This window comes from Paraburkholderia monticola (assembly GCF_001580545.1).
Lineage (GTDB): Bacteria > Pseudomonadota > Gammaproteobacteria > Burkholderiales > Burkholderiaceae > Paraburkholderia > Paraburkholderia monticola.
In genome coordinates, this window is the sequence record NZ_LRBG01000039.1 from 389,312 (window position 1) to 403,879 (window position 14,568).

Consider the following 14,568-nt stretch of genomic DNA (forward strand, 5'->3'; position numbering starts at 1 on the left):
AGGTCAGCACTGAGTAGTGGGTGGATTTTTCCCCTATCAAGTCCGCATTGCTCTGACTGCCCGTTCCAGATTAGCCCGCACAATCACGCGATGAAACGGCGCAATCGTCGCAAGATAGATTCGCCCCAGTCTGTTATGGCAATGCACCACCGTGGCCGCGAGCAGCTCTCGCCCATTTGCCGCGTCGGCGCGAACCTGGATGGTGGCGCGGAAGTCGAGATGCCGGTCATCCGCGCCTACTATCAATTCCGTCGCGCTCTTTGACAGCAGCGGGAAGAAGCCGATAACCGGCCCACGCGCCGCTCCGGCAAGACCGACTGCGCGAGACGATTTGACGCCGACTGTCACCATCACCCCATCGCGGACACCCGTGAGCGCGCGAATCCACCACGCCGGCCGCTCGAACGCGGCGCGTGCCAACACCTCCAGATCATCGCTGGCCCCCGCTGGCAGTCGAATCGCAAAGGCGTCCAAAAGGTCCGCGCCCGCGTAAAGCGGCGCTAGCACGCTGTTGCCGGGCATCGGCACGGCGCGCGCTTTGGTCAGGGTCGTGTTCCGGGGTTGGTTCATGGTGTTCAGCAGTCTAGTCGTGTCAGCGGCTGATCGATGCGGGCTACCATCGTCAAAGTGATCGCATGATAGACGACGAACGGGCGCACTACCAAACGATACTCTCAACCAAAAATGGCCCGCATTCCTCGGAATGCGAGCCATCTGAAGTGCACCGCACGATATGCGGTACCGCCCGGTGTTGCTGCTTAGCGGCTGGTCATCGTCACACCGCGCAGCACCTGGCCATACGGCGCCGTTTGCATCACGGTGAAGCCCGAGGTCGTCACGGTCGAACCGCTCACGCTCAGCGTGACCTTCACGAGCTGGTTCGAATCGGCACCGGCGTCGAAGGTCGTGCCAAGGCTGTTGTTGGCCGTCGAGGTGATCGCGTAGAGCGTGTACGAACCGTCGCTGTTGACCTGCCCGGTGACGTTGCGCAGACCGTCGGCCGAGGTCGTGTAATTGGCGCCGGCCGTACCGTACGTCCCCTTGGCATCGGTCACGGTGTACGCCTGGCCCAGATTCAGACCCTGCGTGACGTGAGCGATGGCCGTCCAGGTGCTGCCCGACTTCTGGTAGACCCACAGACCGCCACTGCCGATCGTCATGTCGGCGGGATCGCCGTCGCCTTCGTCAGCCACGAACATCAGGTTCGTGTTGGTCTTCGGCACCCACATACCGAACGGGAAGCCACTGTTCCAGCTGAGCGGCCACGACGTCGCGCTGGCGGCGCTCAGGGCTGCCGTCAGCGTTGCGTTCGATGCCGGCTCGTTGCTCGCGCCCGGCGCACCCGACCACGCGGTCGTCGGCGCGGTAAACAACGGCGTGATGGCGACGTTCTGCAAGTTGCTGAACGTGGCGCCGTTCGCGAGGGCGCCAGTCGCACCGACCTGGAAGACCGTGTTCACGCCGTTGCTGCCGCTGCCCTTCGACACGTACAGGGTGCCATCCGGAGCCAGGAACAGACCACGGAAGTTGGCGTCCTTACCGGTCTTGTCGTAGGGCTGACCGACCGAAGCCAGCGTGAAGCCGAACTGGTTGCCGCCGGCGTTGGTCTTCTTGGCAAAAACGGTGGTAGCCAGCGCGTCGGTGATCGTACCCAGACCGCACGACGTCGGCGCCGCGTAAGTGCTGCCGTTGCCCGAGAAGAACGTGCCCACCGGTTGCGAGAATGCGCAACTGCTGCCTGCGGCAATCGTCTGCACGCCCGAGTTCATGGTCAGCATGTCGAGCTGGCCGTAGGTCGGGCTCGGCGACGAGCCCGAGTTGCCGGCATTGCCGACGATGTAGTATTGGCCGCCAGCCAGCACCGAGGCGCGGCCGTTGTTGCCCGAGTAGGCGTTGGTGTTCGTAAACGTCAAGGCCTTGGTTGCGAGGTCCAGCTGGGCGACCGTACGGTACGTCGGTTGGGCGATGTCGGGGTTGGTCGGATCGATCACACCCGGCGTGTTCGAGTTCGAGCGGTCGGTCTGGTCGATCGGCGCGTTATAACCGTTGAAGGTAATCGCGGTGCCGTCCTGCGACAGGTTCAGCGCGAGCTCCGACTTCGACGCGAAGCTCGTCGTGAAGTCGAAGCCGGTTTGCATCGCGGCCGCCGTCACGTCGAGGTACTGGGTCGGGCTGGTGGCGCCGGCGGCCCACTGATCGATCATGATATCGGTGGTCACACCGAAGTTCGCGTCCGCGGTTGCGCCTTCCGTCGTGAACACGTTCGGATAGGTTCCGGGCGACACAGCGGCCACCGGCGAAGTATTGGTCGTTTCCGGCGTGGCGTTGTAAGGCAGCATGCCCGTTAGCGTGAAGGCCGGGTCATAGACCGACCGCGAAACCAGCAGCGCCGGCGCAGCGCTAGCCGTGCTCGATGGGGTCGATGGGTTAGAGGCGCTTTGCGGCTGCGTGCTCCCGGAATTGTCGTTACCGCCGCAAGCCCAGAGCATGGACGTCATTGCTGCGATCGGCAGCAGGCGAAATGCGGTACTCTTCATGCAAACCCCTATAGATTTGGAATCAGTCCCATCGCATAGCGCAAAATCAGGCCATGCCGGAAACGTAAAAACGGCTAAACCAGCTAGCTTGTTTTGTGAATACGCCAGCGCAAAGCCGAAGGATTACATTCACGATTTTTCACATCTGGAAAATCGATGTGGGACTGTAGTCAGGGAGCGTGGCACGGCAATTACATCAATCTTGCATTTATAAATTCGACTTTCCTTCGGTTCCGCGATCGAAATTGATAGCCAGTCATACGCTGCCCGAACTGAGCGGAGTGGAGTCCTGAAGCTTTTCAGGCGGGAAACGCCCCCGTAAGCAACGTAAGCGCTTCTTCTTCGACGTGAAACATTTCCCCGTCACAATGCGTGCCTTTTTGGTGCGGGGTTTTAATTCTGGTGCCGACGCAACGATCGCTCTGGCTAACAGCGCGCGTTCGATGCGTCCTGCCACACCTCTTCCTCCCGTCCCTCCCTCTTAACTTCGTAAGTTTGCAATCACAGCCAGTTAATTCCTTGTGCTTACGATCACTGCGTTTCTCATGCAGAGCATCAGTCGAAATCAAGGATACCTACGGATGACACAGCTTCAAGCGCGGCTCCGCAGAAAGCCGCTGGCACAACTCATTCTGGCTTCACTTTGCACGACGAGTGCGCCTCTCGCCTTCGCGCAATTGACCGGGGATCTCGGCGCGGTCCAGAGTACCGCCACGTCGGCTTCCCGCATCGGCGACACCGGAGCATCGTCCAACCCGCAATCGGCTCCCGCTCAAGCGCCGACGCAGGGATCGCTCACCGCCTCCGAGCCGAAATCGATCATCAACAAGAACTACATTCAGAACAGCAATCCACCCACGTCGAACTACAGCGACATCCTTCAGATCGCGCCAAGCGTTTCGAGCATCAACCCGAACGGGCCCGGTCTCATGGAGACGCAGAGCCTGACGATCCGCGGGTTTCAGGACGGTCAGTACAACGTGACCTTCGATGGCATTCCGTTCGGCGATGCCAACGACTTCACGCACCATTCGACGTCGTTCTTCAGCACGCAGAGCATCGGAAGTATCGCCGTCGATCGCGGTCCCGGCGACGCTTCGCAAATCGGTTTCGCGACTTTCGGCGGGACGGTTGCGCTCACGTCGATCGAACCGTCCCTCGCCCCCGCCTTTTCCGTACTCGGTTCGTATGGCAGTTGGAACACCTGGCTCACCGGTGCGCAGTTCAATACCGGCGATCTGCAGCAATGGGGCGATGCACGCGCGGTGGTCGGGTACAACCATTCGAGCAGCGACGGCTATCTGGACAACGTGGGACAGCGGCGCGACAACGTCTACTTCAAGCTCGACAAGCCGATCGGCGACGACACGCTGCTCACGCTCTTCGCCACCTACAACCGGATTTACCAGAACACGTCGCTCGGCGCGACGGCCGCGCAGATCCGCGAATTCGGCCCTTCGTTCGCGCTCAATAACGACCCGACGAGCCAGGCCTACTCCGGCTACAACTTCGACCGCATCAACACCGACTTCGAGTACATCGGGCTACAAACCGTGCTGGCCGGATGGAAACTCGACAACAAGCTGTACACGTACGGGTATTACCACGACGGGTTCAACGGCCTCGATCCCAACGGCGAAACGCCGAACGGGACCACGTTTGGCCCGAACAACGTGCCCGGGACTCAAATGGCCAACAACTATCGCTCTTTTGGCGACGTCTTCAACGCAGAGCGCACGCTCGGTCCAGGCACGCTGCAACTCGGCGCCTGGCTCACGCATCAGTCGAACTTCCGCGACAACATGAACGCCGACGCGACGCTGAACTTCGCGCTCGAGCAGTTGAACTTCTCGATGCAGGACTCGTTCCTGACGTTCCAGCCGTATGTCCAGTACGCATGGAAGCTGCCGTATGGACTGACGCTCACGCCCGGGGTGAAATTCGTGTCGTTCAGTCGCAGCATCGATTCCGCGCTCAACCAGAAGACGGCCGAGCCACTGGATTTCAGCCATACGTGGACGAAGGTGCTGCCTTCGCTCACGCTGCACGATCAGATCAACCGGAACTGGAGCGCCTACGCGCAGTATGCGCAGGGCTTTCTCGCGCCGAACCTCAACGTGTTCTATGTGCCGAATCCGTCGCTGTCCGGGCAGCCCGACCCTGAGCAGACGGACAACTATCAGATCGGTACGACCTACAAGACGGACCGCCTGACGGTGTCCGCCGACCTCTACTACATCAACTTCCGCAACGCCGTCACGAGCACGACGATCGGCGGCACGACGTTCTTTACGAATGCCGGTGGCGCCGTCTACAAGGGATTCGAGACCGAAGCGACGTTTTATGCCGGCGACGGGTTGAGCCTTTACGGCAACCTGACCTTCAACTCCGCCAAACAGAAGAGCACCGATGACTGGATGCCGAACGCGCCGCAACAGACTGCCGCGCTTGGCATGATCTACGACCGCGGACCGTGGCACGGCTCGCTGATCGGCAAGTTCGTCGGCCACCAGTACGGCGATACCGGCAACCAGCAGCCGATCGGCGGCTATCTGGTCACGAATCTCGCGAGCGCCTACACGTTCAAGTCGCCGACCACGTGGATGCGCAATACGCGCATTGGCCTCGAGATCGACAACCTGTTCAACCGCACGAGCATCAACGGCCTTGCAGGCTATACCGTTGCGAACAACACGCCGCTCTACTGGACCATCCCCGGCCGTGCGTTCTTCGCGACCCTGTCCACCGATTTCTAACCTCTGACTGGAATCTTCCTCCATGAATATCGACATTCTGATGCACCTCGCGAGCGATTCGGGCGGCGTGCTGTATGTCATCGCAATCATGCTGTTCGTCGCGCTGACCGTGATCGTCGAGCGCACCTGGTTCCTGCAGCGCGTCAGCGCGAGCGGGCGTGCGGTGCTCGATCAGCTCGACCGCGCGAACCATGTCGAGCCGGCTGCGCTCTCGACGCTGGCGACCCGCTACCGCGGTCTGCCGGTGGCGCACGTGCTGTCGGCGGCTGCCCGCATGGGCGGTGTGCGCGGCCGTGACACGCTCACGGCTGCGCTGGACGAGACGATCATGCGCGAAGCTCCCCGCATCGACCGCTTCCTCTGGGTGCTCGACACGATCGTCACGCTCGCGCCGCTGCTCGGCCTGTTCGGCACGATCGTCGGCATGTTCCACGCTTTCCAGGTGCTGGGAAACGCCGGCAATGCCCCCTCGCAGGTCACGGGCGGCGTGGCCGAAGCCCTCGTGGCGACCGCCTCGGGGATCTTCGTCGCGATGGTCGGCCTGGTGTTCTTCAACGGCTTGCACAACCGGGTCAGGCTCGCCGCGCACCAGCTCGAAACGCTGAAGGCGACGCTCGTCAACCGGATGACGGGGATCGCGCACGAGCAGGCCGCCCTGGCGCGCGAGAACCTGCGTGAAGCGGCCGCGCATCTCGCCTCGCAGGGAACGTGACGATGAAGTACTTCGAAGCACGCAAGGCGCGTATCGAGATCATCCCGATGATCGACATCATGTTCTTTCTGCTGGTGTTCTTCATCATGATCACGCTTCACATGATTCCGAACGCGGGTCTCGCCACCCGGCTGCCGTCCAGTTCGACCGCGCAGGCACTGCCGCCGCCGAAGCTCACGGTGACGCTCACCGACGACGGCACGCTCTCCGTCGACGGCCGCACGCTGACGCCCGCGCAGCTCACGGCCATGCTCGCCGCGCAGCTCGATCCGTCGCGTACCGTCGTGACGATCGCCGGCGCGAGCGGGGCGCGACTTCAGTACCTCGTTACCACGATGGATGCGTGCCGTGCCGCCGGCGTCACCCAGGTCGCGCTCGCGGCCCAGCCGGCGGCGAAGTGATATGGCGACCTTGTCCACCGCGCGCCTCGCGCCCGAAACACGACGCCTCTACGGCGCAGCGGCCGTCGCGCTGATCGTGGAAATGGCGTTGCTCGCGGGCGCCTGGTCCATGCTCCGGCAGAAGAACGCCGAGCCACCGCCTGAACGGCCGCCCACGCTGCTGTCGCTGGCGAGCGTACCGGCGCCGCAGCCCGCTACCGCAGCACCGCCGGTGCCAAAGCCTCTGGCGCCGCATCCGCAGGTGCAGCCGCCGCGGCCTCATGAGGCGCCCCCGGTGCATCACGTCTCGCACGCCGCTTTGCCCCAGCCCGTCCACGCGCCGCAGCAACCCGCGCCGTCACCGGTGCCCGCTCCGATGCCGGCGCCAGCGGTCGAACCTGCACAGCCGCCGACTCCGACGCCCGCGCCCGCTCCTGTGGCAGCGCCGGCGCCCGCCCGGGCCAGCGCGAGCTTCGAAAGCGCGCTGCGCGCCGCGATCGAGGCCGCACTGCATTACCCCGAGTCGGCGCGCATGGGCGGCATTTCAGGGCGCACGCGCGTGGCGTTCCAGTATCGCGACGGCGTCGTCTCCGACGCCACGGTCGTCGTGTCCAGCGGCGTGGCGGCGCTCGACCGCGCCGCGCTCGCCGCCGTGCGCGACGCCAACGTTCCGAAGCCCGAATCCGGCTTCGCAGGCAAAACTCTTACAGAACAACTATGGGTCAACTTCAATCTCGACGATCAGGAATGAACCGACTTCTGCCTTCCCTGGCGATCTCCATCGCCACCGCGTGCGCTCTCGTGTCGGGCGCTGCCGAAGCGGCCGCCTCGCTGCCCGCCCAGGCAAACGTTCACCATGTGCTGCTCGTGAGCGTCGACGGACTGCACGCGAGCGACCTTGCGCGCTTCGTTTCCGCTCATCCCGACAGCGCGCTGGCCACGCTTGCGGCGCAGGGCATCAGCTACACGAACGCCCGTGCAGTGGTGCCCGCCGACTCCTTCCCCGGCCTGCTCGCGCTGGTGACGGGCGGCACGCCCGCGGCGACGGGCGTCTATTACGACGACTCCTACGACCGCGCGCTGTCCCCACCCGGCAGCGACTGCAGCCGCACGGGCACGCGCGTGCGCTACGACGAATCGCTCGACAAGGACGACGGCCACGGTCACGACATGATCGATCCGGCCAGGCTGCCGCGCGATCCGCACCACGGTTGCGCGCCCGTCTACCCGCATGCGTTCCTGCGCGTGAACACCGTGTTCGAGGCAGTGCACGACGCAGGCGGCTACACCGCGTGGATCGACAAGCATCCGACCTACGAGCTCGTCGAGGGCCCGTCCGGGCACGGCGTCGACGACCTGTTCCTGCCGGAGATCGGCGCGAACTACGAAGGCCTCACCGAGGCGAAGCCGCGCGAGATCACCGGCTCGCTCGCGAAGACCGAGGCATACGACGACGTGAAGGCGCGCGCCATCGTCAACGAGATCGATGGCCTGACTCACGACGGCAGCGCATCGGCCGTCGTGCCGAGCGTGTTCGGTCTGAACCTGCAGGCCGTCAACGTCGCGCAGAAAATCTACGGCTATCGCGACGCCAACGGTGCGCTGACACCCAGTCTCGACGGCGCGATCGCTCACGTCGACGCCCAGTTGCGCAGCTTCGTGAACGAACTCGAGCGACGGCATCTGCGTGACGACACGCTCGTGATCGTGACGGCCAAGCATGGCAATGGGCCGATCGACCGCGCGCGGCTCGACAAGATCGACGAAACGCGTCTTGCCGGCGTGATCAACGAGGCGGCCCCCGGCGCCCTCGCGCAACTCACGACCGACCATGGCGCGCTCGTCTGGTTGCGCGATCCGTCCGCCGCAGCGGCCATCACCACGGCGTTGCGCGCACACGCCGACGCGCTCGGCATTGCCGATGTCATCAGCGGCGAGCGTCTCGCGCTGCGGTTTCCGGCGCCCGCCGCCGACAGCCGCACGCCGGACATCGTGATCGTCTCGCACGATGGCGTCATATTCACGCCATCGCACGATGGTAAGGTGGCCGAACACGGGGGCTTCCATGAAGACGATACCCATGTCGCGCTGCTCGTGTCGAACCCACGGCTGGCCGGCGGTGGAGTCAGCGTCACATGGCCCGTGTCCACGACCCAGGTTGCGCCGTCGATTCTTGCGGCGCTCGGCCTGCAGCCGGATGCGCTCCAGGCAGTCAGGCTGGAGGGCACGCCGGTGCTGCCGGACACACGCTGGACAGCGGCGGGTCCGCTCGCCAATGACGACACAAACACAAACGCCGCCGACCGGCCACTGCCCCGCCGATGAGTAGTCTGCCCGCAAGCCATTGCCGAGTGCTGGTCGTCGAAGACGATCCCGGCGCAGGGCTGGAAATCACCGCCGCCCTCGAAGACTACGGGTTCGAAGTCGAATGCGTGCCGACCGGCTTTCATGGCTTGCTGCGTGCGACCAATGGCGAATTCGATGCGCTCGTCCTGGATCGCATGCTGCCGGACCTCGACGGCCTGTCGATCCTCGCGACGCTGCGCAATATCGGCAAGCAGATGCCCGTGCTGATCCTGAGCGCGCTCGACGCGGTGGACGAGCGCGTTCGGGGTCTGCGGGCGGGCGGCGACGACTACCTCGTCAAGCCCTTCAACGGGCTCGAGCTCACGGCGCGGCTGAACGCGCTGCTGCGCCGCCGGCGTGCCGCGACGAACGGCACGTCCGCCGCATCGGTGCTTCGCGTCGACGATCTGACGCTGGACACACAAACACGCGTGGTTCGGCGCGGCGATCAGATCGTCGATCTGAAGCCGCGCGAGTACAGCCTCCTCGAATACCTGATGCGACATGCAGGCGAGGTGGTCACGCGCGCGATGCTGCTCGAGTCGGTCTGGAATTATCACTTCAGCACACAAACCAACGTGATCGACATGCATATCAGCAACCTGCGCCGCAAGCTCAGCTTCAACGGACGTCTCTCGGCGATGGTCGTCACGGTGCGCAACGCGGGCTACATCATCCATGCTGCAGGCTAAGCGGCGCGTGGGGCGCGTGGGGCGCGCGCGGATCGGAAGCGTAGGCTGGCTGCTGGTGGTGTTCGTCATCTCGGCGATCATGCTCTTCGCGCTCCTCTACTGGCTCACGGGCCGATACCTGCTGCACGAGGTCGACGAGCGCCTGCGCGGCGAGTTTGCCGAGTTTCATGCGATAGACCGCAGCCAGGCGATCACGACCATCGGCGCACTCAGCCGCCGCGACGTGGCAAGCGCGCGGCCCTATGGCGTGTTCGAGGCGAACGGCACGCGGCTCGCCGGTAACGTGTCGGTACTGCCGCCAGAAGAGGACCGCAAGCCATTCGAGTATACGGAGACGATCCGCGACGGCGACAGCATGGTGAGCGCGCATTACCGCGGCATCATCATTCCGACCACGAGCGGCTTGCGGATCGTGGTCGGCCATTCGATCGGCGAGGTGCTGAGCTTCGACCGCACCCTGCTCAAGACGCTGTGCGCCGGGGTTGCGCTGGCGAGCCTGCTGGCGCTCGCTTGCGGCGTCGCGCTCCATCGCCTCGCGAACCGCAGGATTGCCGCGATCGCAGAGACCGCCCGCGAAATCATGGCGGGTAAGCTGAACCGGCGCCTTCCGCAGCGCGGCACCCATGACGATCTCGACCGTCTTGCCGCCATCGTCAACACGATGCTCGACGAGATCGAGCGGCTCGTCGACGAAGTTCGCGGCGTGTGCGCCGGCGTCGCTCACGACCTGCGCACGCCGATGACGTCCCTACGCGCGGGTCTGGAGCGCTCCCGCCGGCGCGACGACACAGCCGACGACTATGCCCGCGCCATCGACGAGGCGATCGCCCAATCGGACCTCGTGCTCAATCGCTTCACGGCCCTGCTGCGCATTGCCGAGATCGAGTCCGGCAGCCGCCGCGCCAGTTTCCGCAGAATTTCGCTCGACGCCGTGATGCGCGACGTTGCCGAGCTCTATGAACCGCTTGCCGAGCATCGCCAGCTTTCGCTAACGCTTGATGCCGACGTGCCGGTCGAAGTTAACGGCGACTTCGATCTCCTGTTCGGCGCGATCGAAAATCTGGTCGACAACGCGCTGAAATTCACACCGGAAGGCGGCGCGGTCAAACTGGCCGCGCAGATCGAAGACGGGCAACCGGTGTTGGTGATCACCGATAACGGCCCCGGCATCGCCCCTGCCGAGCGCGGTTCGGTACTACGCATGTTTTATCGCGGACCCGTGTCCGAACGCTCTGTGCCGGGCCACGGCCTCGGTCTCAGTCTGGTCGCGGCAATCGCGCGGGTGCACGATGCGGCGATCGAGATTCTGGACAACGATCCCGGCTGCAGGATGCAACTGCGGTTTCCGAATCGGGTGTAGGGGCTGCGGATCGCCGATAGCGGCGTGCGACACGCCGGTTCAAAGCCCGACCCACGAAGCGCTTGAGCGCGCACTGCAACGCCAGGGAAGGCGGAACTCACGGTGAGAACCAGGGGAATCCGATTTCTACCACCGCGGCGCGGCCGGAACAGAATTCATCGCATGTTCACGACAGTTTTCGTTTGCAAAACTCATCAGAAAAACGAACACGCCTTCACGTGTGTCAGCGGCGCGCGCTTTTATCCTCGCGGTGCCACGCTTCGAGAAGCGTGCGAGTTTGCGCACTCACGTTGGCCTTCACGAACTCGGCGTTCTCACCGTCGATATCGCTCCAGCCGAGCAGCGACAACATCGATTCGCGAGCGGTATGGAACGCGAGAAACTGTCCAACCAGGCTGAACATCCTGACGACGGTCACCGGATCCTGTTCGGACCTGCCCGTAATGCGGGCAAGCAACGCGGCGCTGACTTTATTCATCGGCGCGCGCAAGCGCTCCCGCAGGATCTGCGAGCCTATCGCCGGTTCGCCGCCCGCCTGCTCCCGGGCAAAGAAGAGTCGCCTGTCCGTCTCACGCCCCTTCATGAACATCAGGTCGGCGATCGTGCACTGCAGATCGATATACGCATCGATCAGCGCCCGCACCGGCACGTCGCGTTCGAGCAGTTGCCGCGCTTGCGACAGCGCCGGACCGAGCGTCTGCAAAGCCTCATCGGCAATGGTTTCCACACAGGCGCGATAGACCCCTTCCTTGTTGTCGAAGTAGTACTGCAACGCGGGTGCGTTCACACCGGCGCGCATCGCGATGTCGCGTGTGGAGGCCCCCGCGAATCCATGCTGCCCAAACAGATAGATCGCGGCGTCGATGATCTTGCTGCGTGTCTCGTCGCCGCATGCATAGCCGCTTTCAGTCGAACGGCGGGGTCGTCGGGATTCGCTCATAAGAGAGTGCGTGAGGTTAGGTTTTGAAAAAATATAGCACTTGACAGAATTATTCCGAATGAAATAATTCGTCCACTCGGAATAAATTGGGATTTTCCAAACACATGTCGACGACAGCAGGGGCGCCCGGGCGTGAGGCCCGCGGCGAAGCGCAGCCCGCCCAAACCCGGAACAGAAAGCGCCTTATCGCATTCGGGCTCGCGCTCGTGGCGCTCATCGGTGGGGCAATCTATGTGGGTCATTGGTGGCTCGTCGGACGTTTCATTGAAAGCACGGACGATGCTTATCTGACGGCAGACAGCGTGACCGTCGCGCCGAAGGTGAGCGGCTATGTGACCGATGTTTTTGTCGCCGACAATCAGACCGTGCAGATCGGTCAGCCGCTGGTGCGGCTCGACACTCGCCAGTATCAGGCGGCGCTCGATCAGTCGAATGCGACAATCGGTGCGCGCAACGCCGACATCGAGCACGCGCAAGCGCTGCTCACGCAGCAGCGGGCCAACATCGCGCAAGCCGTCGCTCAGGAGGAGGTGGCTCGCGTGAGTCTTCGGCATGCGCAAGACGAAGTCGCGCGCTACACGCCGCTTGCTGCATCGGGTGCCGAGACGACCGAGCATCTTTCCGAACTCAAAAGCAATCGCGATCAGGCGCAGGCGACCGTCGCCGCAGACCACGCCGCGCTCGAGTCAGCGCGCTCGCAGATCGGCGCATTGACGGCCCAACTCACCCAGGCGCACGCCCAGCTCGAAGCGGCGCGGGCGAGCGCCGCGCAGTCGCAACTCGATCTCGAACACACGGTCATCCGAAGCTCCATCGCCGGTCGGGTCGGCGACCGCTCGGTGCGCGTCGGCCAGTTCGTGCAGCCGGGCACCCGCATGCTCTCGGTCGTGCCGGTGCAGGACACTTACCTCACCGCGAATTTCAAGGAAACGCAGATCGGCCGGATGCGAGTCGGCCAGCCCGTCGAGATCTCCGTCGATGCGTTGTCCGGTCACACGCTGCACGGCGTCGTCGATAGCTTCGCGCCGGGCACGGGGTCGCAATTCGCATTGTTGCCAGCGGAAAACGCGACCGGCAACTTCACCAAGATCGTTCAGCGCGTACCGGTACGCATTCACCTCGAAACCGGACCGGAAACGCATAAGGTGCTGCTGCCCGGCATGTCGGTCACCGCCCGCGTGGATACCCGCTCTTCACGCGACGACGATCGTCGCATCGAGGCCGAGAACCATCGTGAGTGATGCCACGGCCGCATCCGCCGCGCGGGCAGCGCCAGCGCATCCGCATGGCGAGCGCGCCAGCGCGTCGGACTGGATCGCGGTGGCGGCAGGCGCGCTTGGCGCGCTGATCGCCACGCTCGACATCTCCATCACGAACTCGGCACTGCCGCAGATCACAGGCGAGATCGGCGCAACCGGCACGGAAGGCACGTGGATTTCCACGGGCTATCTGATGTCCGAGATCGTGATGATCCCGCTCGCCGCGTGGCTCACGCGCGTGTTCGGACTGCGTAATTTCCTGCTCGCGAATTCGACGTTGTTCATCGGCTTCTCGATGATGTGCGGCTGGTCGAGTTCGCTCGGCGTCATGATCGCCGGCCGTATCGGTCAAGGCTTTACCGGCGGCGCGATGATCCCGACCGCGCAGACCATCATCCGCACCCGTTTGCCCCCGTCCCAATTGCCGGTGGGCATGACCGTGTTCGGCCTCACCGCGCTGCTGGGCCCATTGTTCGGCCCAGTGGTCGGCGGCTGGCTCGCGGAGAACATCAGCTGGAGCTGGTGCTTCTTCGTCAACCTGCCGGTCTGCATTGCGCTGATCACGCTGCTGCTTGCCGGACTCGAACCCGACAGGCCCCACTGGGAAGCGTTTCTGAAGGCGGACTGGCTGGGGATCATCGGGCTCGCCATCGGCCTGAGTTCGCTGACGGTGGTGCTCGAGGAAGGCCAGCGCGAACGCTGGTTCGAATCGCAGATGATCATCACGTTGACCTGCGTGTCCCTGTTCGGCATGGCGTTGATCGCCATCTCGCAGCTGACCGCCAAAAAGCCCATTCTGCGTTTGTCGCTGATGCGCAATGGCAGCTTTGCGAGCGTCAACATCATCGTGTTCATCGTCGGTGCGGGGCTGTACGGCATCTCGTACCTTTTGCCTCAGTTCCTCAGCCAGGTGGCCGGCTACAACGCGCAACAGTCTGGCATGGTGATGCTGCTTTCCGGTCTTCCCGCCATCATGACGATGCCGATCTTGCCGCGCCTGCTGGGCAAGGTCGACAGCCGCGCGCTCGTGATCGTCGGACTGATCGTGTTCGCATGGAGCTGCATGCTCGACACTACGCTCACTGCGCAGAGCGTCGGTGACGATTTCACCTGGTCGCAGTTGCTGCGTGGCGTCGGCCAGATTCTCGCGATGATGCCGCTGAATCAGGCCGCCATGGCCGCGGTCTCGCGCGAGGAATCGGGCGATGCGGCCGGCCTCTACAACATGGCCCGCAACCTCGGCGGCTCGGTGGGTCTTGCCATCATCGGCACGCTGATCGACCGGCGCGAGACGTTTCACACGGCCGTGCTGCGCGAATCGATCACGAGCAATTCGCTGAAAGGCCAGCAACGCATCGCGGAAAGCGCAGCCAGCTTCTTCGCCCAGACCGGCGACATGGCGTACGCGAAGATCCAGGCGCTCGGCCAGCTTGCCGAACAGATCCAGGTCCAGTCGACCGTCATCACCTATTCCGAAACCTTCTGGCTGCTGGGCGTCGCACTGCTTGCATGCATTCCGCTCGCTTTCCTGCTCAAGAAGCCGCAGCCGGGCGCACCTGCGTCGGCCGCGGGTCACTGAAGTTTTT

Annotated in this window: 12 protein-coding genes; 9 read left to right on the forward strand and 3 right to left on the reverse strand. The window is 63.9% G+C overall.

The features are described 5' to 3' along the window. Window positions 1-36: 36 nt before the first annotated feature. On the reverse strand, window positions 37-570 hold the full coding sequence (locus CI15_RS32825) for a DUF2867 domain-containing protein (RefSeq protein ID WP_241496012.1): 534 nt from the start codon (window positions 568-570) through the stop codon (window positions 37-39). Between the two features lie 188 nt (window positions 571-758). Beyond that, on the reverse strand, window positions 759-2,537 hold the full coding sequence (locus CI15_RS32830; protein WP_153041243.1) for a hypothetical protein: 1,779 nt from the start codon (window positions 2,535-2,537) through the stop codon (window positions 759-761). Between the two features lie 581 nt (window positions 2,538-3,118). Between CI15_RS32830 and CI15_RS32835 the strand changes: the two genes are divergently transcribed. Genes CI15_RS32835 through CI15_RS32865 form a run of 7 tightly spaced genes read left to right on the forward strand, consistent with a single transcriptional unit; the run spans window position 3,119 to window position 10,783 of the window. After that, window positions 3,119-5,293, forward strand: a complete 2,175-nt coding sequence (locus tag CI15_RS32835) for a TonB-dependent receptor (RefSeq protein WP_062137220.1) — start codon at window positions 3,119-3,121, stop codon at window positions 5,291-5,293. 22 nt (window positions 5,294-5,315) lie between these two features. Next, entirely contained in the window at window positions 5,316-6,005 is a 690-nt protein-coding gene (locus CI15_RS32840) for a MotA/TolQ/ExbB proton channel family protein (RefSeq protein ID WP_062137224.1), read from the forward strand. Window positions 6,006-6,007: 2 nt separating this feature from the next. Further along, the gene (locus CI15_RS32845) at window positions 6,008-6,406 is read left to right on the forward strand and encodes an ExbD/TolR family protein (RefSeq protein WP_062137227.1); all 399 of its coding nucleotides are present in this window, start codon (window positions 6,008-6,010) and stop codon (window positions 6,404-6,406) included. A 1-nt stretch (window position 6,407) separates the two neighbouring features. Next, window positions 6,408-7,136, forward strand: coding sequence for a TonB family protein (locus CI15_RS32850; protein WP_062137230.1), 729 nt, complete (start codon window positions 6,408-6,410; stop codon window positions 7,134-7,136). Beyond that, window positions 7,133-8,710 (forward strand): alkaline phosphatase family protein, encoded by a 1,578-nt coding sequence (locus CI15_RS32855; protein ID WP_062137233.1) that lies wholly within the window; start codon window positions 7,133-7,135, stop codon window positions 8,708-8,710. The genes CI15_RS32850 and CI15_RS32855 overlap by 4 nt, the downstream gene beginning before the upstream one ends. Beyond that, window positions 8,707-9,423, forward strand: a complete 717-nt coding sequence (locus CI15_RS32860; protein WP_062137235.1) for a response regulator transcription factor — start codon at window positions 8,707-8,709, stop codon at window positions 9,421-9,423. The genes CI15_RS32855 and CI15_RS32860 overlap by 4 nt, the downstream gene beginning before the upstream one ends. Then, a complete protein-coding gene (locus tag CI15_RS32865; RefSeq protein ID WP_062137238.1) occupies window positions 9,410-10,783 on the forward strand; it encodes a sensor histidine kinase in 1,374 nt (457 codons plus the stop codon). The genes CI15_RS32860 and CI15_RS32865 overlap by 14 nt, the downstream gene beginning before the upstream one ends. A gap of 223 nt (window positions 10,784-11,006) precedes the next feature. Here the strand turns inward: CI15_RS32865 and CI15_RS32870 are convergent, their stop codons facing one another. Further along, complete coding sequence (locus CI15_RS32870) at window positions 11,007-11,723, reverse strand: CerR family C-terminal domain-containing protein (protein ID WP_062137241.1); 717 nt, start codon at window positions 11,721-11,723, stop codon at window positions 11,007-11,009. Window positions 11,724-11,827: 104 nt separating this feature from the next. Between CI15_RS32870 and CI15_RS32875 the strand changes: the two genes are divergently transcribed. Next, entirely contained in the window at window positions 11,828-12,964 is a 1,137-nt protein-coding gene (locus CI15_RS32875; RefSeq protein ID WP_062137244.1) for an HlyD family secretion protein, read from the forward strand. Next, window positions 12,957-14,561, forward strand: a complete 1,605-nt coding sequence (locus tag CI15_RS32880) for a DHA2 family efflux MFS transporter permease subunit (RefSeq protein ID WP_062137247.1) — start codon at window positions 12,957-12,959, stop codon at window positions 14,559-14,561. The genes CI15_RS32875 and CI15_RS32880 overlap by 8 nt, the downstream gene beginning before the upstream one ends. Window positions 14,562-14,568: the final 7 nt, after the last annotated feature.

What these genes read in the sequence shown, in the direction of transcription:
- CI15_RS32825 (WP_241496012.1), bottom strand. Translation starts at nt 570, where the DNA reads ATGAACCAACCCCGGAACACGACCCTGACCAAAGCGCGCGCCGTGCCG.
- CI15_RS32830 (WP_153041243.1), bottom strand. Translation starts at nt 2,537, where the DNA reads ATGAAGAGTACCGCATTTCGCCTGCTGCCGATCGCAGCAATGACGTCC.
- CI15_RS32835 (WP_062137220.1), top strand. Translation starts at nt 3,119, where the DNA reads ATGACACAGCTTCAAGCGCGGCTCCGCAGAAAGCCGCTGGCACAACTC.
- CI15_RS32840 (WP_062137224.1), top strand. Translation starts at nt 5,316, where the DNA reads ATGAATATCGACATTCTGATGCACCTCGCGAGCGATTCGGGCGGCGTG.
- CI15_RS32845 (WP_062137227.1), top strand. Translation starts at nt 6,008, where the DNA reads ATGAAGTACTTCGAAGCACGCAAGGCGCGTATCGAGATCATCCCGATG.
- CI15_RS32850 (WP_062137230.1), top strand. Translation starts at nt 6,408, where the DNA reads ATGGCGACCTTGTCCACCGCGCGCCTCGCGCCCGAAACACGACGCCTC.
- CI15_RS32855 (WP_062137233.1), top strand. Translation starts at nt 7,133, where the DNA reads ATGAACCGACTTCTGCCTTCCCTGGCGATCTCCATCGCCACCGCGTGC.
- CI15_RS32860 (WP_062137235.1), top strand. Translation starts at nt 8,707, where the DNA reads ATGAGTAGTCTGCCCGCAAGCCATTGCCGAGTGCTGGTCGTCGAAGAC.
- CI15_RS32865 (WP_062137238.1), top strand. Translation starts at nt 9,410, where the DNA reads ATGCTGCAGGCTAAGCGGCGCGTGGGGCGCGTGGGGCGCGCGCGGATC.
- CI15_RS32870 (WP_062137241.1), bottom strand. Translation starts at nt 11,723, where the DNA reads ATGAGCGAATCCCGACGACCCCGCCGTTCGACTGAAAGCGGCTATGCA.
- CI15_RS32875 (WP_062137244.1), top strand. Translation starts at nt 11,828, where the DNA reads ATGTCGACGACAGCAGGGGCGCCCGGGCGTGAGGCCCGCGGCGAAGCG.